Raw genomic sequence first — 18,639 nt, forward strand, 5'->3', positions numbered from 1 at the left:
ACGCTACTGGTCCTCGGTGTACCAGGCTCCCTCGTTGGGACTCTCCGACATCCCGCCATACCCGAGCTCTTGCAGGCGCTTCACCGCCTCTGGACTCATGTTGAAAACGGTGGCGTAGCCCGCCGGTCGCGCGTCATTCAGCCACCGGATCAGCGCCTTCTTCATGCGCTCTGTCCTCTGGGTCTCGACCGCGGAGAGCTCCCGTTCACAGGCTGGATCCGTCTCCACGTGGTACAGCTCGACGCCACCCTTCGGGAAATCGCGCGGGCCGAGATCGTAGTTGTGCTTCACCAAGTTCAGGATCAAAAGCCATCCCTCGTGGTCGATAGCGGCCTTGTGCCCCGAAAAGCCAAGCGCGAAGCGCGGCTCCGATGGGCGCTCTCCGGTGAGGTCGAGGGTGGGCGCGGGGTGCTCGCTCGCGTCGAGACCCGCCAGATCCATCAGCGTTGCGCCAAGGGAAATCATCTCGACCGGCGCAGCTGACTGCAGTCCTTCAGGAAGCCCTCGCCCCGCCAAGATGAGAGGAACATGAATCTGGTCCCGGTACAGACCGTGGTGCGTCCACCAGAGCTGGTGTCGCCCGAAGGACTCACCGTGGTCTGCCGTGAAGGCGACGACGCCTTCGCTGGCCATCGCGCGAGGATGAACGAAGAGCTGACCGAGCAGCTCGTCGACCTGGTCGACTGCCGCACGATAGAGGTTGTGGTTGCCGCGAACCTCCGCGGTTTTCTCCGCAGACGAGGTGATCCAATCCGGGAGCGGACCGGAAGGGACCGGATCGAGCGCGGGGTCCACCGACTCCCCCCGGCTATTCGAATAGCGCTCGACGAAGCTCGCCTCCGCCTCGTAGGGCCCGTGCACGTCGAACACGTGGACCCACAGGAACAGAGGCACGTCGTCGCGTTCTTCCATCCAGGCCAGGGCGCGCTCGACCGCCACGGCACCGGGTCGCCTTTGATTGCGATAGTCGGCTCGAACTTCGGGACCGTCGTAGCGATCGAAGCCCTGGCCGAGGCCACTGAAGGGGTGGCAGATGTGATGGACGCTGACCGCCGCAGCCGTGGCCCAGCCTGCGGCCACGAAGCGCTCCGCCAGCGTCACGGCAGCCTCGTCCAGCGGCGCTTGGTTCCCCACGATGCGGGTGTCCCGCGGAGACTCGCCCGTCATCAGCGCGACGTGCGAGGGGTTCGTCATGTTCGCGGACGCGAACGCGTTGGTGAACTGCACGCCGCGGCGACCCAGGTCGTCGATCCGCGGCGTGGAGACGAGCCCGCTCGTGCCGCCACGGCCCACGTGATCACCGCGATGGGTATCGGATGTGATCAAGAGGACGAGCGGCGCATGGGACCTCTCCGAGGGGGCCACCGCACGTTCCAGATGGAGCTCGGTCAGCGCAGCAGGACCGTCGTGCCCGGTCTCGGAAGGCATCACCCGGAAGCGAACCTCGTCGCCGGGCTTCCAGGGCGCAACGGGACGATCGAGCCGCTTCCAGAGCCGCTCGTCCCCGCCGAGATCGAGGACCAGTGCTTCTTTCGCGAGTCCGGTCACCTCCAGTCGGGCACCCTGGAGATGGGGCCCCGTCGCGTACGAAAATCGAAACCGGCGCGGGTCGCCGTCGAACGATCGGTCGGCGCGCCAGATCGCTCCCGACTCCGGGTCGAGACCCCAGCCGAGTCTGGCGTCGGAGCCGAGATCGATCAGCCGCGGCTCGCTGCCGGGCTTGGGCAGCAGCGCGGCCGCTCGCTGTCGAAGGACGTCGATCGAGCGAATCTCTGTCCAGGTGGCATCGCCTACGACCTGCACCGTGACGTCGCTGATCGTGACGTCGAGGCGCTCGATTCCGGGGAGCGGGAACTCGATCCGCTCGAACTCGCCCGTGCCCGTCACCGACTCGATACCGCTGATGAGGGCGCGCCGTGAGTTCTCGAGGAGCGTGATGCGCAGAAGCTCTGTTTCACCCTTCGGGATCCGCACGTCGAGGTCGATGCGGTCGAAGGTCCGGGTGGGCAGGGGCGCGATCACCCCGACGTTGCTCGCTCCTTCGGCTTCCACGTGCACCACGGCCCCGCCGTCGGTCTCCGTGAACTCCAGGTATTCGTCCTTTCGGCGTCGCCAGCGTCGTTCGGGATCGTCGGGCGTGTAGTGGGCGATGAGCCTGGGAGCGGGGTCGCCCTCATGATCCGAAACGACGAGGAGTCGCTCGATCGAAGGTCCGCTTCCGGCGTCCGCCTGGCGGACGATCGAGGAGTCTCGGTCCTCGTCACCGCCGCAGCCGACGAGCGCGAGGCCGGTGAGGATCAGGAGTCGCTGGAGTGTGGTGGTCATGGGCGTCCTGGATGATACCTTCATGGCCCGATGACCGTCCCCCAAGCCATCCTTGGAGCCCTGTCCGTGTACTTGGCGCTCGGCGTTCTCTTCGCGATCCCGTTCGTGCTCGTGGGCGCGGGACGACTGGATCCGGATGCCAGGCAAGGGACTTGGGGTTTTCGGGTTCTGATCTTTCCCGGGGCGACGCTGCTCTGGCCGCTCCTTGCGAAGCGCTGGGCGATGGGTGCGAGGGTTCCGACGGAGAGGACGCCTCACAAGGAAGCGTTGAGGAGGAGCGAGAGGGCCGAGCGATGATCACTCCCCTCAGGCAGCGCCACCGCTGGCTCGCTCCCGGATCGTTCGCGGTGGCACTTCTCGGGTTCGCGGCTGCGATCGCGGTGCGGCCGGACCCTTCATGGATGCAGGAGGGCGGACCCGAAACGTCTTTCGAGGAAGCGAACCTGGCTGCGGAACCGGCGGGCGGTGGAAGAACCTCGATCGAGCATTCCTCCGAGCATTCCTCGGGGCGATTCTCCGTTGCGGTCGGGCCCGTTGGCGCGGGGTTCCGTGAGGTCTGGCTCCTCCCGGCCGAGGTCCTCGACATCCCGGATCTGCTCGTCTACAGCTCCGAACGGTCCAGTGATGAACTCACCCTGCCGATTGACGCGCGGCTGCTCGGTCCCGCGGCCCAGGGCACTCCCACTCGATTCGAGGTCCCGATCGAGGCGAAGGGACTGCTGCTCTTCAGCCTCGGCCACCAGACCGTCGAAGCGGTCATCGCGCTGGAGGCTCCGTAGACGCCATGGGACACAGCTACCAGGCGGTTCAGTGGAACCCGAACAAGAAGCGCTACGACGCGCTGCTCCTCGTTTCCGTGGTGCTCTACCTCGGGGTCTTCCTCGGTGTGGGCTTCGTGTGGTTCCCGGAGGCGACCGCGGAGACGCTTCTCCTGCGAGCGCTGGGGACCGCGGGGTTCCTGGCGCTGCACGTGATCCTGTGCATCGGGCCGCTGGCGCGGCTCGATCGACGCTGGCTTCCGCTGCTCTACAACCGGAGGCATCTCGGCGTCACGATGGCGACGCTCGGGCTGCTGCACGGCGGCTTGGCGCTGCTGCAGTTCCACGGCTTTGGCGACGTCTCTGCGTTCGAGAGTCTCTTCACCTCGAACCCGCGCTGGGGGAGTCTCGCGCAGTTCCCATTCCAGCCGCTCGGTGCCGCCGCGCTCGTGATCCTCGTGCTCATGGCCGCGACGAGCCACGACTTCTGGCTCGCCAACCTCACCGCGCCGGTGTGGAAAGCGCTGCACATGCTCGTCTACGTGGCGTACGGGCTCCTTGTGATGCACGTCGCGCTGGGCGCACTCCAGGTGGAATCGAGTCCGATCCCTCTCGTGTTGCTCGGTGTCGGGATCCTGACGGTGGGTGGGCTGCAGGTGCTGGCCGCTCGTAAGGATCGTCAGGTCGACGGAGAGATCGGCGTCTCCCCTGGGAGCGATACCGGGTGGATCGATGTCTGCGCGATCGGTGAGATCGAAGACGGCCGCGCACGCCTCGTGCTCGCCTCCGGTGAGCGTATTGCCATCTTCCGGGACGGCGATCGCTACTCCGCGCTGTCCGCCGTCTGCCAGCACCAGAACGGCCCTCTCGGCGAGGGGCGGATCGTCGATGGGCTTGCGGTTTGTCCCTGGCACGGTTTCCAGTACCGGCCGAAGTGCGGTCGCTCTCCGGAGCCGTTCCAGGAGGTGGTGCCGACGTTTCCGCTGAAGATCGTCGAAGAGCGACTCTGGCTCGATCCAACGCCGCTGCCCCTGGGCGACGAGAGCGGATCGACCTCTGGAGGTGGTATCCGTGCGTGACGACTCCGCTCGCGACGAGTTCTTCATCGGCTGGCAGGCGGAAGGGCCGCCCCGCACGATGCGCTTCGTGCGAGCGCGTGTGCTTTGGTGGATCGCTCTGGCCCTTGGGGTCGCCGTCCTGGCCGCCATCTCCCAGCGTCCTTTTGCATCGTCGAACTTCGAGTTCGGAGCGGTGCGTACCTTCGAGGGAGTGCTGGAGCACGTGCCGTTTCCCGTGCTGGTCGTCGATCGGCCGGCCGCGGATCCCGCGGGCCCGTCGACCTCGCGCTGGCTCCTGACGGTGTTCGGGAAGCGCGGGGCCGAACCCCATACGCGGCCCTTCGATGGAGCCAGGGTCCGACTAAAAGGGAGCCTCATCCACCGCGATGACGCCGTGATGGTGGAGCTCTTGCCCGAGACGCTCGCGGTGCTGGAGGAACGTTCGGCGCGAGCGGATGACGCCTCGGCGGCGACTCCCATCACGCTGCGGGGCGAGATCGTCGACTCGAAGTGCTTCCTCGGCGTCATGAAGCCAGGGAACCTCAAGACGCACCGGGCGTGCGCGGCGCGTTGCATCAGCGGCGGCGTGCCGCCCGTGCTGCTGGTGCGCGACGAGTCGGGGAGAGCGACGTACTTCCTCCTCGTCGGCCCAGCCGGAGAGGCCGTGAACGAGCGCGTCCTCCCCTACGTGGCCGAACCGATCGAGGTGACGGGTTCGGTGTCGACGCGCGGCGACCTGCGCATTCTCCGCGCGGACCCCGAGGCGTTCCGGCGTCTCTGAATACGGCGTTTCCCCGACTCTCCAGGAGCTACTTCTCGGCGAGCAGGAACGTCTGCTGCGACACGAAGCGGAACGAGTGAGCCCGGGTGACGAGCCGTGCACCGGCCTCGTCCAGTTCCGCCCGCAGCACCTCGAGGGAAACCGCCTGGCGGACGTCGGGCCGCTTGCGTCGCCTGAGCGGCGAGCTGGTCCGCCGACGCCACGCGCCATAGGAGGCCGCGTCCCAGTACGAAGCGATGATGTAGCGCCGCGACACGCGCACAATCTCCTTCAGCACCGCCTGACGATCCGAGCTTTCCCGCAGGTGATGGAGGAGTCGGCAGCACACCACCAGGTCGAAGCTACCGCTGGCGAAGGGCAGGCTCGTGGCAGAACTCTGGAGGAGATTCCCATGGGAGGCCGCGGGCGGGACGTTCAGGAGCATCGATAGCGAGATGTCGCTCTGGACGACGAGGGGAGCGTCGAGGACGCCGCCCAGTCGGCCGGTTCCGCACGGCACATCGAGAATGGACTCGATGCCTGTGTCCGTCGGCATGGCGCGCAGGAGGCGCTGGATCAGCCGAGGGTCGCGCTCACGAGCTCGCTGCCCGCGCCAGCGATCATGAACGTAATGCTCGCCCGAGCCCGCGTCTTGCCAGCGTGCGTCGACCTCTTCCCTCGTACTTCCGGTGGATGGCATGGATGTCGATGGGGGTGAATCAGAAGGCGAAGTAGATGTACGGCGCGGGGTTGGTGCTGATCCAGGGGATGGCCAGCGCGACGGCCGCGCCCATGATCGCGCCGAAGGTGATCGGCGAAGCCTCCGACCAGCGCCGCTCCAGCTGGCCAGTCTGCCAGATGACGTGCACGAGGAACGCGCAGGCCAGCGTCGGGATCATCCACGTGGGAACCGGTGGGACGACCCCTGCCTCCGGCGCCGGGCCAGAGCGACCCGTCAGCATCGTCGAGACGATCGTGGTCGCCTCGCCGATGGTCGGCGAGCGGAAGAGCGTCATCGTCACCATCCAGACGAAGTGCATGTACACGGTCTGGAGCCAGCCCGGGAGCTTGCGCAGGAACTGGCCCGCGGGGATGCGCTCGAAGACGACGAACGCCCCGTGGATCATGCCGTAGACGATGTAGGTGAGGCCTGCGCCGTGCCACAGACCGCTCAGGACGAAGACCACCCAGAGGTTCCAGAGCGAGCGATAGGCGCCCTTGCGACTGCCGCCCATCGGCACGTAGACGTACTCGAAGAACCAGCGGCCCAGGGTCACGTGCCAGCGCTTCCAGAACTCGCCCACGGACTTGCCGAGGTAGGGCGCGTTGAAGTTCGTGGGCAGCCGGTAGCCGAGCAGCGCCGCGCACCCGATCGCCATGTCGGTGTAGCCCGAGAAGTCGCAGTAGATCTGACAGGAGAACGCGAAGGCGCTGATCCAGACCGTCCAGGCGTCGACGGCGCCCGGCACCGCGTGGACGGCGTCCACGAAGGGGCTCAGCGCGTCGGAGAGACAGGACTTCTTGACGAAGCCCACGAAGAAGAGGATCAGGGCCCACTGGACCGGCACCATCGCCCGTGTGCGAGCGGAGTCGAGCTGGCCGAGGAACTCCTTGGCGAGCACGATCGGCCCCGCGACGAGCTGGGGGAAGAACCCCACGAAGAGCGCGAGGTCGAGGAGCGAGCGGGCTGGCTTCAGCTTCCCGAAGTAGATGTCCAGGGAGTACGAGAGCGTCTGGAACGTGTAGAACGAGATGCCGACCGGGAGCACCAGGTTCAGGACCGGCAGGGACGCGCCCACGCCCAGCCAGTTCAGGAAACCCTCGGCGGTCTCCGAGAAGAAGTCGAAGTACTTGAACGTGCCCAGGAGCCCGAGGTTGCCCGCGAGACTGAGGCCGAGCCAGGCGCGCTGGATCCCTCGCCTGCCCTCATTGCGATGGATCCCGGCACCCGCGACCCAGTCGACGAGCGTCGAGAAGAGAATCAGGCCCAGGAATCGCCAGTCCCAGCCAGCGTAGAACGCATAGCTCGCGAGCAGCAGCCAGATCTTGCGCGCCAGGTTCCACCGCAGCCCCCAGTGAACGATCAGGACGGCCGCGAAGAAGAAGAGGAAGCGAAATTCGACGAAGAGCAACGGTCAGTCCTTGAGGGAATCGAGGTGCCTTGCGAACCGTTGCGCGAAGACCCGGGACCAGAGCGCCGCTCCTTCCGGGTTGAAGTGCCCCTCGTCGTAGTGAAGCTCCCTCGGGAGCAGCTCGGGGAACTCGGACGTGATGTGGAAGGGGAAGAGAGTCGGGATCTCGCCTCGATCGGCCAGCGACATCATCATCGTGCTCGGAAGGCCGCGCGGCGGCACATACATGATCGGCTCGGCGCCCGCGGCGCGGATGTCGGCGATCAGCTGGCGCAACGAGTCGAGGTCGTAGTGGCCTTCGGGGACGGGGCGCGCCTTCTCGAGGCGAATCATGTTGGCGACCCGCTTGTCCCACTGCTTCGGACGCGCCAGGAACTCGTCGTGGGCCTTCTTCGCGCCCGGCGCAGGATCCCGCGTGATGTCCATCCAGCCGTCGGTCTCCGCGATGGCGTCAAAGGTCGGCCAGGCCTCGTCCTCGTGGACGAGCGACTCGTAGATCCTCGGTCCCTGTCCAACGGCCAGCTCGCGACGCAGGCCCAGCTCGATGTGCTCCGCCGCAGCGCCTCGCCGCCATTCACCGTCGCCGCCCGCGAGGAGAAAACTCTCGTACTCCTCGGCCTTGTAGGCGGGCGGTTCCTTCGCGTACTCGAGCGCGCGAATGGCGCTGAGGGTGTTCCGCGCGTCGTGCCACTGGATGTAGCGCTGGTTCACGATATCCGGGTACCAGAGCAGAGCGTCGAAGAGAGGCTCCTCGTAGAAGACCCACTTCAGGCGCTTCGGACCGGCAGCCAGGACGCGCCGCAGGACCGAAATCGTCTCGAAGGACCCCATGCCACCCACGCCGAGGTTGTAGATCCTGAAGCCCGGGTAGCCGAGCTTGGCGAGTTCGTCGTTGAACTCCAGCGGTCGCAGGCCGTAGAGGGTCGCGCTCGACCCGATCCAGATGGCGTCGTAGTCCTCGAGGTGGTCGAGCAGGAACTCGGTCTTGGTCCGCATTCCGGCTTCCGGTGGCAGCGGCACGCGCGCCACGACCAGTCGATTCACGACCAGGAACGTCAGGATGAACGAGAGGACTCCGAGGGCGGGGCGCATGGCCCCGGAAGACTACCACGGACGAATCCCGCGGGGCGCTGCCAGATCGAGGAGCGCCTACCGGGACCGTTCGATCCGCGGAGCCTTCCCCGCGAGGACGGCGTCCACGTGATCACGGTAGCGCTGGAGCAAAACCTCGTAGGTGGGCTCCGTGTCCAGTTTGGGGATGTCGAGATCTGCGGTTGCCGCGCGAGCGCGCTCTCCCATTTCGAGCAGCTCGGCGTCGCTCAGCTCGGCCTGGGGTCCGCCCTCTTCCTCGGTTCGAGCGAGCGGGCCCAGCAACGCCACGAGGTCCTGGTACTTCAGGACCTGGGCGTCGGCGCCGGCTCGGAACCGGATCAGGGTCGAGCGGACTTCCGCCTTCTCTTCGGCGGTGAGGCCCGACGCCGGCAGGCGCCGGTCGAGCACATCGTCCACCACGAGCAGCGGGAGGATCGGCGATTCGAGGAGCCCGGCGACGCCGTTGAAGACGTCCCCCGGGTCCGCCTCTTCGGAATCCAGAGCCACCCGCAGCCGCTCGATCTCCGCGCCGAAGGCCGTGCGCTGAACCTCGGGGATCCCCGAGTCCAGTAGCGCCTTGTCGGCGGCCTGAAGCGCCCACGGGCCCGTGTTGTCGACGATCTTCCGCAGACCGACGTAGGCGACGGCCATCACGGCCAGGGCCAGGAACACGGGGACGAGGCAGCCCGCCGAGAGGGGCTTGAGACTCGCGGGGTGGGAGTGGGCGGCGGGCGACTCGTCGTCAGACATGGGGTGGCGTCGGCGGCGTCCCGGGGGACGCCGGAGGGAAATCGATCAGGAAAGCAGGTCAGCGACGGTCTCGCGCTCTTCCTCGAGCTCTGCGACGCTCGCCTTCAGCTTGCCGCTGAGGAAATCGCCGAGCTCGAGGCCCTGCACGATCTTGTAGCCGCCCTGGCCGTCACTCTGAACCGGGAAGGACGAGATAAGACCTTCGGTGACCCCGTAGCTTCCGTCGGACGGAACGCAGACCGAGCGCCACGAGCCGTCCGCCGTCGCGTTCACGAGATCGTGGACGTGATCGATGAGGCCGTTCGCCGCGGACATCGCGCTCGAGAGACCGCGCGCCTGGATGATCGCCGCTCCACGCTTCTGGACCGTCGAGAAGAAGTCGTTCTTCAGCCACTCGTGATCCGTGATGACCTCGTCCGCCGGCTTGCCGCCGATCGTCGCGTTCTTGAAGTCGGGCACCTGCGTCGCGGAGTGGTTGCCCCAGATCAGCATGTTGTGAACCTCCGACACGGCGACGCCCGCCTTCTGGGCGAGCTGCGCCTCGGCGCGGTTCTGGTCGAGGCGCGTCATGGCGGTGAAGCGCTCGTTCGGGACGTCCTTCGCCGCGTGCATGGCGATGAGGGCGTTCGTGTTGCACGGGTTGCCGACGACGGCGACGCGCACGTCCGCGGAGGCGTGATCGTTGATCGCGCGGCCCTGACCCACGAAGATCGGACCGTTCTCCTTGATCAGGTCGCCGCGCTCCATGCCGGGGCCGCGCGGCTTCGCGCCCACGAGAAGGGCCCAGTTGGCGTCGCGGAAGCCCTCGTTGACGTCGCTGGTCAGAACCATGTCGCGGAGGAGCGGGAACGCGCAGTCCTCGAGCTCCATCGCGACTCCCTTGAGCGCGGCCATCGCCTTCTCGTGGGGAATCTCGATGAGGCGCAGGACGACCGGCTGGTCGGGGCCGAACATCTGGCCGCTCGCGATGCGGGGGAGGAGCGCGTAGCCGATCTGGCCCGCGGCGCCGGTCACGGCTACATGAATGGGCGTCTTGGACATTTGCTTTTCACGGGCGACTGGATGGTGCCGCCGTCAGGGGGGGATGATGCCGGCCAGGACGGATCTCGACGAGCGAGGTCCAGATCTGGGTCAGCTTCGGTCGGACGATTCGTCGCATTGCTGAGCCGCCCGGGGACCGGCGAAAGGTCCTCGGCGGGTCCGAAATGCGATCTTCGCGGAAGAGTTTGCCGGGCCAGAGCGATGGGGAAGCGGAGAAACGCCCGAAAGGAGACAAGACGGCTGATTCAAGGGAGCCCCCGCGTCGACTACGATCCGTTGGCCGGGTCTCGCAGCCAACGGCGCCACGTCATGAACGGAATCTCCCAAACACTGGATCCCGCCATCGCCCGCAGCCTCCTTCGTGAACTCGGCGAGAGCGCGCGCGCTTTTCGCTTCGAGGTCGCGCCGAACCCCTGCGTCGGCGCCGCCGTCCTGGCGGGGTCGAAGGTCGTCAGCCGTGGATTCCACAGAGTCTGGGGTGGCCCGCACGCCGAGGTCGATGCGCTTCGGCTGGCCGCGGAGTCCAGCGTTCCGCAGAGCGAATGGGACACGATGCTGGTGACGCTGGAGCCCTGCTCGACGACCGGCAAGACGCCTGCGTGCGTCGACGCGATCAAGAGGTCCGGGATCCGTCGCGTGATCGTCGGCGCTCTCGATCCGGACCCGCGCCATCGCGGGCGCGGTCTGGAGATTCTGGAGGAAGCCGGGATCGAGGTCCTCGTGGACCCGGTGCCGTCGCCGCTCCAGGACGTCGCCCCGCACTTTCTTCACTGGAACGACAACGAGCGGGTCCGGCGGCCGCGTCCCTGGACGATCGCCAAGTGGGCGCAGACCCTGACCGGCCAGCTCTCGCCGCCCGAGGACATTGGCGGAGGTCGCTGGATCTCGGGGCCGACCTCGGTGGCGGAAGTCCACAAGCTCCGCGGCCGTGTGGATGCCATCGTCACGGGTGTCGGGACGGTGCTCCACGACGATCCGCGGCTGACGGTTCGTCCGATGGGTGCGCCGGGGCTCGCCGTCGATCCCTCCAACCTTTCGAAGGGGTCGCCTCCTCCCCAAGGCCCGGCCCGGATCGTGCTCGATTCCTGGCTCAGAACCTCGCCCACCGCGCGCCTCTTCGAAGAGTCCCAGGACGGTGAGCTCGCTGGGCCTGTCGTGATCGTCGCTCTTCCGGGCGCCGATCCGATCCGGCGCCGCGCTCTGGAAGCTGCGGGGGCCACTGTTCATACGAGCCGCGGGATGGACCGTTTCACCCTCGACCTGCGCGATCTCTGGAGCTGGCTCTGGTCCCAGGGATACCAGCGGGTCCTGCTGGAAACCGGCCCGACCCTGCTCCGGAACGCTCTCGACGCGGGGTTCGTGGACCAGCTTCGGATCTACACGGGCAACGTGCGCGGCGGGGAGGGTGAGTCCCTCGCTCCCTGGCTCACGGAAGCGAAGCTTCTGGAACGTCTGCATCGGGAATCCGGTCAGGACGCAGTTCTCGAAGCCTTCCTCAGGTAGCCTCCGCCGGATGCTCAAAGGTCGGAGACGGACCCCCCGGACGATCGCTCTCGTCGCGTGCGTTGGCGGCGTTTCGCTGATGTTCCTTTCGGCCTGTCGAAGCTCCTTCGCGCGCCCGGCAGAGCCCGTGCCGTCCGCGGCCTCCGAGGTTTTCTACGGGGCCTGGGTGAACGAGCGCCTCGGAGGCGAGTTCCTGGCATCGGCCCGCGATGCAGCGCTTCGGGCCGAGGCCCTGGACCCGGAATGGGTCGCCCCGAGCCGCTTTCTCGATGAGTCCGTTCATAGGGGCGCGCTGACGCTTCCTGAGCGCTACGGGCGCTACGTGACCGCGGCCGAGGACAAGGATTTGCCGCGCGGTTCCCGCGCGCGCGCCAGCTACCTCGCCGGCCGCCTCGGCGGTGACGCAGGGGATGATCGGCTCGCCAGGGCTGCACAGCTCGATCCGAGCCTCGGCTGGGCCTGGCACGGTATCGGCTGGCGCGCGTTCTCGCGCGGTGACGTCCGGAAGGCGATCTGGTCGGGGGAGCGTGCGATGGACTTCGCGCGTGATCCCCATGAGCTGACTCACTTCTCGTCGGCCCTGGCGAGCTACCTGGCGAAGGATGAGCGCAACGGCTCGGCCCAGAGGGTGCTGGCGCAGGCGCTGACGGCTCCTGCGCCCATTGCACCACGCTCGGAAGAGGCGGTGCGATTGCGCGCCGAACTCTCCGGCCTGGAACTCGAATCCCTGAGCACGGCGGACGTTCGCCGCGGCGTGCGCGGCGCGCTGGAAGTTCTTCAAACGAGCGGCCTGACCCTCAGGGAGCGGCTCACGCTCATCTTTGCGCTCAGAAGCGGCCCCGTTCGCTCCGGCGCAGTCGCCGAGGAAGAGATCGCTTTCGCCGTCCTCGAAGGAGCCGAGTCGGTCCGCGCGGCGGATCGCCCGGGAAGCGATGACCAATCGATCGAGCGCCTGATGGACGTCATCCTGCCGGATGTTCTGGCCGGCGGCCCGGAAGACGGCGGGCTCGGCGGCTTGACGTCGGCGGGGGTCTCTACGCGGGCGGGGGATGAGTTCGTCGAGGCTTTCCGCGAGCCGCTGGGCGAAGGGGCTGCGCTCTCCGCCGTCGAGGCATGGCTCGTGGACCTGCCTGCGGCCGCCAGGTCCGAGGACGGAGACTTCGCGCGGCCCGAACTCCGCTCGCTGCTGTCGGTTCTCCGTGCGGAAGCCGCTGCTCGCGAAGCCGTGCCGGAAGCGGATTCCATTTCCCTGGCCTCGCTGGAGCGGGTGGCGGCGGCGCTGATGCACGCGGGTTGGTTCCGGGAGGCGCGAGCGTTGGCCGAGGGTGCGCTGGAGGCTCTGGCGAACGGGTCGACGGCGCGTACGAGTCGAGAGGAAGCGGAGGCTTTTCGTTCGGCGGCTCGCCGGATCCAGAGCGATGCGATCCGGGCGCGCGCCATCCTCTCTGGCATCGGAGCGCTGGCCCGGCGCATCGACGCGCGCGAGGCGTTCGTTCATGCCGGTGCCACAGGATCGAGCCCTCTGGAGTCCGTGGAGGGCGGAAGGGTGGAGTCTCTCGCCGAGCTACAGGAGGAGATCGTCGATCTCTTCAGGCGCTACGAGGCGGAGCGCCTCCCGGAAGACACGGTTCATTCGCCCGTGATCCGGTACGGGCCTCTCGGCCGGATCGTCCATCCAGGCCCGCGGTTCTCGGCCGAGGACGACGCACTCGGGCGCGGTGACGAGGGCCAGTCCGTGCCCGGAATCGCCGCTCTGTTCGGGGCCATGGGGCGCTTCGCTCTGCTTGGGCTGGGCGTGGGGCAGGGCGGCCCGGATGCGACGATCCTTCGGCTCGTCGCGGTCGAAGGCCGCTCGGGCGAGCATCTCGGAAGGCCCTTCCGCGGCACCGTCTTCTGGTGTGACGGCGCCGACGTGCCGGGTCGATACGGGCGCGCAGGCGCCAGTATTTCAGGTGCGGCCCTGCACGAGGGGTACTACGTCGATCTCGCGATGGTGCGGCTCGAGCAGGATCGCTGGGAGCGTCTCCGCTCGCGCTTCGGCGGCGACACCGCCGCGATCGCCACGGCGATCACCGCCCCCGGCGCGCGCGTACCGGAGCGCTACCGAACCGAGGTTTCGCCTGCGCTCGGAGCGGGTGATCGCATGCGCCTCGTCGTCATGGGGGAGACGGGCGCCGGCTCGCTTCGACCGATGACGCTGGCCGAACTCGCCCACGTGGTGGCCGTTCACGAGGAGGGGCACCTTTGCGACCGTGCCTCGTGGTACCCGCTGTCCTTCGGCCGCGTTCTGAAGCTGATCGGCTTCGCCGGGGCCCATGGCTTCAAGGGTGGCAGGATCGGACAGGCGCTGGAGGAGCGAGCTCAGCTCGTGGCGCTCGCGGAATGCGATGACCCCAGGCTCGCCTGGATCGACCTGCTCGACGCGGCGGAGAACGCTGGCGGTGGAAGCGTGACGCCTCATGCGGCTGCCTATCGTCGGCTGCTCGGGGATCTTCTGGAGCGACTCGAGGACGAGTTCCGCACGGGCGATTGGTCAGGCGTCGAACTGGATCCGTCCATGCGCTGGATCGATCAGCTGCACCGGATTCCGCCGGAGCAGCTCCGCGGTCTCGCCGTGCGCGAGGCGGCGGCGCGGCTCTGAGGTCACTCGGGCCCGGCTCAGGCAGTCGAGCTCAAGAGACCCAGCTCAGGAGACCCAGCTCAGGAGACCCAGCTCAGGAGACCCGGCTCAGGAGACCCGGCTCAAGCGCGCATCGCCGCGCGGACCAGGGCTTCGAGGTCTTCCTCTCCGACGTCCTTCGCGGCCTTCTCGACGCTCTTGGCGGCTTCCTTCTCGGAGTAGCCGATCGATATCAGCGCGGTCACCGCGTCCGCCACGTTGCTGGAGGTCGTGGGAGCGTCCGGAGTCGTCGTCACGACCGTTGCCATGTCTCCGGAGACCGCTGCGAGCAGCGCCGTCTTGTCGCGCAGGTCGAGCAGGATCTGCTCGCCCGTCTTTTTCCCGACGCCCTTGATGCGCGTCAGCGCTTTGAGATCCTCCTGGACCACCGCGCGAGTGAGGTCGTCGGCTGAAAGCCCCGAGAGAATCCCGAGCGCCATCGACGGGCCGACACCACGGACGCGGAGCAGGATCCGGAACAGATCCCGATCTTCGCGGCGGGGAAATCCGTAGAGCGTCTGATGGTCTTCACGCACCGAGAAGTGCGTGAACACCTTGGCGCGCGAGCCCTTCGCGGGGAACGCCGCGCCTAGGGGCGCGATCAATTCGTAGCCGACACCGCCGACATCGAGGATGACGGCGGTACCGGTGCGGTCGGCGACTTCGCCGGAGATGAACTCGTACACGAGGAGGCGCCCGCGCGCTCTGGACTATTCGCCCTTGAGCGCGAGGTTGTACTCGGCCAGACGATTACGCAGCTCGAGCAACGACGTCACGCCGAAGTTGGGCATGCCGAGCAGCTCCTCTTCCGAGTGCTGGGTCACGTCACCGAGCGTCAGGCAGCCCAGGTTCTCGACCGTGCGGCGCGCGCGGATCGAGAGCTTGAGATCTCCTATAGGCTTGTTCCTCGGATCGTTCGGATCGAGGTCGCGGCCTTCTTGGGCGTTGCGCGCCTTGGCGATGCTCGCGACGGCTTCTTCGCGGGCCATGCCGAGGCGCAGCCCCTTGCTGGCGAGGATCTCCTTTATTTCAGTGAGGCTTGTCTCACCGAAGTTCTTGTAGGAGAGGAGCTCGGACTCCGTCTTCTTGACCAGGTCACCCAGGGTCATTATATCCATCTTGTTCAGGCAGTTTCGCGCGCGAACAGACAGCTCGAAGTCGGTGATCGGGATGCGCAGGATCTGGTTGAGTCGATCCTCCTTCTTCTCCAGATCCTCGTCGTAGTACATCTCCATGCCGGCTTTCGCGTCCTCGAGGTAGAGGCGCGCAAAGCGGTCGGTCGGGTCCGTACGCGTGATCGTGTCGTAGCAGGAAGCGGCCTCGGAGTCGCGGCCCATGTCCTCGTAGAGGACGCCGAGGTTGATCATCACGGCGCGGTCCACGGGCAGCATCATCGCCAGCGTCTCGTACGCGTCGAGAGCGAGGGCTTCCTGGCCCGTGCGCTCGGAGAGGTACGCGAGGCGGAAGAGGTTGCGGCGATGGGTGGGGTCGGCGGCGCGGCCGGCCTGAAACTGCTCGAGGGCTTCCTGATAGTCGCCGGAGAGTTCGGCGACGCGGCCGCGGAGGTAGCGGCCTTCGGCGCTGTCGCTGAGCATCTCGCCGTATTTGCCGAGGTCCGCTTCGAGGGCGGCCACGGCGGCCTCGACGTCTCCCTTGGAGAGGTCGTGATCGAGCTTGGCGTCCAGCATGTCGCCGCGGGGGCGCGGTTCGTCCTGGTACTTGTTGGCGAGCCGGCCGAAGATCTCGACGGCGTCTCCGGGGCGCCCGAGCGACATCAGCGCGCGAGCACGCGTGTAGCTCGCCACGTCGTCGTCGGCATAGGATTCCAGCGCAGCGGCTGCGTCCTCGTAGCGTCCGAGGAGCCAGAAGCCGAGACCGCGGCGACGGCCTGCGTCACCTGTCGTGGCCATGCCTTCGACGTGGCGCCGGAACACGTCGTGGGCGCGCTGGTTCGCGTACAGGGGAGCACGGACCGCGAGGAGCGAGCCGAAGCTCGGGATCTCGTCGTTCTCGATGTCGAACTCGAAGGTGGGCTCGGCGGGCTCTTCCTCTTCGTCGTCGGGCGAGTAGTAGCTGGCGGAGCCACCGTCGGAGCTGTAGCTCGTCGAGTACTCCTCGTCGTCATCGTCCTCGTCGTCATCATCGCTCCCGCCGTAGGACACGCTGCCCGCGTGCTCTTCCTCGCCAAGGCCAGACGCCGCAGCGCCGCGTGACTGGGAGTCCGGGACGAAGGTGCTCACCGGCTGCTCGGGCGCGCCTTCTGACCCACCGTGGGTCGTGTCGCCTGCGGTGATCTCTTGATCCTGTTCGTCGGAACGGATGTCGCTCTGGTCCATGTCTGTCGCGAGTGCTTGTGTGCGCTGCTGACGCTGATTGAGGCCGCCTCGGAGAAACCGATTCGGAAGCACGGCAGCGGTAGGCTGCTCTCCGAAAAGACCCTCGAGATGGGCAGGACGGCGTCACGCGGTGGCTCGTGAGACTCCGCCGTCCAGCTCGTAAGCGGAATATTGTAGGAACCGGACCCCGCCGCCGTCAACCCGGGCTGAAAAAGGGGGTTGCGGGGTGGAAGGAGATTCCGTATCCGCGGGACGTGGTCGTCGCCGGGGCCGAGCGACGGCGTCCCCGGGAAGAGAGGTGCAGGGGCGTTCCTGGCCACGGATCGGAGTTCCTCGGAGGTTTGGCCCGAGGACGCGTGAAATCGGGGTCCTCGCATCGGTACGCTCCGGCAGAGCGACGTCGAAACGGTCGGGCGAGGGGCCCGGATGACCGAACGACGTCGCTGCACCGCAGCGCCCGGCCCTTTGCCGGGCGGCGTTTTCGAGGGGGGAATTTCGACCGTATGGACAAGTTGATCATCGAGGGCGGAAGGCCCTTGGAGGGCACGATTCGGGCTGCAGGCTCGAAGAATGCCGTTCTGCCGATTCTGGCGGCGTCCTTGCTGAGCAGGGAGAAGGTGGAAATCACGGGCGCGCCGCGCCTGGCCGACGTGACCACCATGCTGGGGATCCTGCGGGAGCTCGGCGCCGAGGCAGAGCAGGACGCCGACGGGACGGTTCACCTGTCGGCCGCCGGGGACATCCTCGGGCGGGCGCCCTGGGACGCGGTTCGCAAGATGCGCGGGTCCGTCTGCGTCCTCGGGCCGCTCCTCACCCGCCTCGGCCGGGTGGAAGTCAGTCTTCCGGGCGGGTGCGCCTTCGGGGTTCGTCCGATCGACGTCCACCTCAAGGGGATGAGGGCGCTGGGCGCGAAGGTGCGCGTCGAGCACGGCTACGTCATCGCCGAGGCGCCTCCCGGCGGCCTGCGTGGGGCTCGGATCTTCCTGGGCTCGGCGAACGGTCCCAGCGTGCTCGGGACCGCCAACGTCGCCATGGCAGCGACGCTGGCCAGAGGCGTGACGGTCATCGAGAACGCGGCCTGCGAGCCTGAGATCGTCGATCTCTGTGATTGCCTCAACGCGATGGGGGCCAAGATCAAAGGGCACGGGTCCCCGATGCTGACGATCGAGGGTGTCGACGAGCTGGGCGGGGCGGTCCACCCCGTGATTCCCGACCGGATCGAGGCTGGCACCTACGTGCTGGCCGGCGCGCTCGCGGGTGGTCAGGTTCGAGTCGAGGGCTGCGTGCCCAATCACCTGGGGGCGCTCCTGGACCGGATGCGCGAGGCGCGCGTGCCGTTCACGGTCGGCTCGGACTGGATCCAGACGGAGGCGAACGATTTGCGGGAGCGTCCGCCGCGCTCGACGGATGTCACGACCCACGCCTATCCTGGCTTTCCCACGGACCTCCAGGCCCAGTGGATGGCGCTGATGACGCTGGCTGATGGCCTTTCCATCATCACGGAGCGGATCTTCTCGGATCGTTGGATGCACGTGCCGGAGCTGGAGCGTCTCGGGGCCCAGGTCCGTCGTCAGGAGTCGGCCGTGGTGGTCCGTGGGACGACCGAGCTTTCCGGGGCGCCCGTCATGGCTTCCGATCTGCGGGCCTCGGCCGCTCTCGTGATGGCGGGCCTGGTGGCGCGCGGAACGACGGAGGTTCACCGGGTCTACCACATCGACCGCGGCTACGAGGCGATCGAAGAGCGCCTCCAGGGAATCGGCGCGGAGATCCGCCGTGCCAAGGAGTAACGAGCCATGACCTCGAACGATGCCATCCAGGCGTTCCTCGACGGCGAGTCCTTCGCCGTCGCGGGTGCGTCGACGAATCGAGAGAAGTACGGAAACAAGGTGCTGCGCTGCTATCTCCAGCACGACAGGCGCGTCTTTCCGCTGAACCCAAGAGCGACGGAGATCGAGGGCGAGCCCTGCTACGCGAGCCTGGCGGACGTGCCAGAGCCCATCCACGGCCTCTCCATCATCACGCCCCCGAAAATCACCCTTGAGGTGGTCCAGGAGGCCCTGAAAGCGGGCATCCGCCACCTCTGGATGCAGCCCGGAGCGGAGAATCCCGAGGCCATCAAGCTCGCCGAAGCCGCCGGCGCCTCTGTAATCCACGGCGGCCCCTGCCTCCTGGTCGTCCTGGGCTACCGCGAACACCCCTAATCCGACACAAACGGACCAGGTCCA

16 protein-coding genes are annotated in these 18,639 nt (G+C 67.5%); 8 read left to right on the forward strand and 8 right to left on the reverse strand.

What is annotated here, in order from left to right; translation table 11 throughout:
• Positions 1-3: 3 nt before the first annotated feature.
• A complete protein-coding gene (locus tag Poly30_RS12285) occupies positions 4-2,325 on the reverse strand; it encodes a sulfatase family protein (RefSeq protein ID WP_145197679.1) in 2,322 nt (773 codons plus the stop codon).
• Positions 2,326-2,355: 30 nt separating this feature from the next.
• Between Poly30_RS12285 and Poly30_RS12290 the strand changes: the two genes are divergently transcribed.
• From Poly30_RS12290 to Poly30_RS12305, 4 genes are read left to right on the forward strand one after another with little or no spacing between them, the layout of a single operon-like run.
• Entirely contained in the window at positions 2,356-2,622 is a 267-nt protein-coding gene (locus tag Poly30_RS12290) for a hypothetical protein (RefSeq protein WP_145197681.1), read from the forward strand.
• Entirely contained in the window at positions 2,619-3,104 is a 486-nt protein-coding gene (locus Poly30_RS12295) for a hypothetical protein (protein WP_145197683.1), read from the forward strand. The genes Poly30_RS12290 and Poly30_RS12295 overlap by 4 nt, the downstream gene beginning before the upstream one ends.
• Positions 3,105-3,109: 5 nt before the next feature.
• Complete coding sequence (locus tag Poly30_RS12300) at positions 3,110-4,162, forward strand: Rieske 2Fe-2S domain-containing protein (protein ID WP_145197685.1); 1,053 nt, start codon at positions 3,110-3,112, stop codon at positions 4,160-4,162.
• The gene (locus Poly30_RS12305; protein WP_145197687.1) at positions 4,155-4,922 is read left to right on the forward strand and encodes a hypothetical protein; all 768 of its coding nucleotides are present in this window, start codon (positions 4,155-4,157) and stop codon (positions 4,920-4,922) included. The genes Poly30_RS12300 and Poly30_RS12305 overlap by 8 nt, the downstream gene beginning before the upstream one ends.
• Before the next feature lie 28 nt (positions 4,923-4,950).
• Here the strand turns inward: Poly30_RS12305 and Poly30_RS12310 are convergent, their stop codons facing one another.
• The 5 genes from Poly30_RS12310 to Poly30_RS12330 are packed head-to-tail and all read right to left on the reverse strand — an operon-like array spanning position 4,951 to position 9,916.
• Positions 4,951-5,601 (reverse strand): class I SAM-dependent methyltransferase, encoded by a 651-nt coding sequence (locus tag Poly30_RS12310; protein ID WP_145197689.1) that lies wholly within the window; start codon positions 5,599-5,601, stop codon positions 4,951-4,953.
• Between the two features lie 19 nt (positions 5,602-5,620).
• Positions 5,621-7,033 carry an MBOAT family O-acyltransferase gene (locus Poly30_RS12315; RefSeq protein WP_145197691.1) on the reverse strand — a complete coding sequence of 471 codons (1,413 nt, stop codon included), beginning with the start codon at positions 7,031-7,033 and terminating at the stop codon, positions 5,621-5,623.
• A gap of 3 nt (positions 7,034-7,036) precedes the next feature.
• Complete coding sequence (locus Poly30_RS12320; RefSeq protein ID WP_145197693.1) at positions 7,037-8,125, reverse strand: hypothetical protein; 1,089 nt, start codon at positions 8,123-8,125, stop codon at positions 7,037-7,039.
• A 57-nt stretch (positions 8,126-8,182) separates the two neighbouring features.
• Positions 8,183-8,875, reverse strand: a complete 693-nt coding sequence (locus Poly30_RS12325) for a hypothetical protein (protein WP_145197695.1) — start codon at positions 8,873-8,875, stop codon at positions 8,183-8,185.
• A 45-nt stretch (positions 8,876-8,920) separates the two neighbouring features.
• Complete coding sequence (locus Poly30_RS12330) at positions 8,921-9,916, reverse strand: malate dehydrogenase (RefSeq protein ID WP_145197697.1); 996 nt, start codon at positions 9,914-9,916, stop codon at positions 8,921-8,923.
• A 309-nt stretch (positions 9,917-10,225) separates the two neighbouring features.
• On the opposite strand from Poly30_RS12330, the gene ribD reads away from it, so the two are divergent.
• Both ribD and Poly30_RS12340 read left to right on the forward strand, forming a co-directional pair.
• Positions 10,226-11,419 carry a bifunctional diaminohydroxyphosphoribosylaminopyrimidine deaminase/5-amino-6-(5-phosphoribosylamino)uracil reductase RibD gene (gene ribD, locus Poly30_RS12335; protein ID WP_419191294.1) on the forward strand — a complete coding sequence of 398 codons (1,194 nt, stop codon included), beginning with the start codon at positions 10,226-10,228 and terminating at the stop codon, positions 11,417-11,419.
• A gap of 10 nt (positions 11,420-11,429) precedes the next feature.
• Positions 11,430-14,060: a coiled-coil domain-containing protein gene (locus Poly30_RS12340; protein WP_145197701.1), complete on the forward strand. Its 2,631-nt coding sequence runs from the start codon at positions 11,430-11,432 to the stop codon at positions 14,058-14,060.
• A 101-nt stretch (positions 14,061-14,161) separates the two neighbouring features.
• Here Poly30_RS12340 and ruvA read toward each other — a convergent pair whose 3' ends face one another.
• Complete coding sequence (gene ruvA / locus Poly30_RS12345; protein WP_145197703.1) at positions 14,162-14,764, reverse strand: Holliday junction branch migration protein RuvA; 603 nt, start codon at positions 14,762-14,764, stop codon at positions 14,162-14,164.
• Positions 14,765-14,788: 24 nt separating this feature from the next.
• Positions 14,789-16,414 carry a DNA-directed RNA polymerase subunit alpha C-terminal domain-containing protein gene (locus Poly30_RS12350; protein WP_145197705.1) on the reverse strand — a complete coding sequence of 542 codons (1,626 nt, stop codon included), beginning with the start codon at positions 16,412-16,414 and terminating at the stop codon, positions 14,789-14,791.
• 503 nt (positions 16,415-16,917) lie between these two features.
• Between Poly30_RS12350 and murA the strand changes: the two genes are divergently transcribed.
• Positions 16,918-18,201: a UDP-N-acetylglucosamine 1-carboxyvinyltransferase gene (gene murA, locus Poly30_RS12355; RefSeq protein ID WP_145197708.1), complete on the forward strand. Its 1,284-nt coding sequence runs from the start codon at positions 16,918-16,920 to the stop codon at positions 18,199-18,201.
• Between the two features lie 6 nt (positions 18,202-18,207).
• Entirely contained in the window at positions 18,208-18,615 is a 408-nt protein-coding gene (locus Poly30_RS12360) for a CoA-binding protein (protein WP_145197709.1), read from the forward strand.
• The last annotated feature ends 24 nt before the right edge of the window (positions 18,616-18,639 follow it).

Origin of the sequence: Saltatorellus ferox (genome assembly GCA_007751475.1) — a bacterium.
Lineage (GTDB): Bacteria > Planctomycetota > UBA1135 > UBA1135.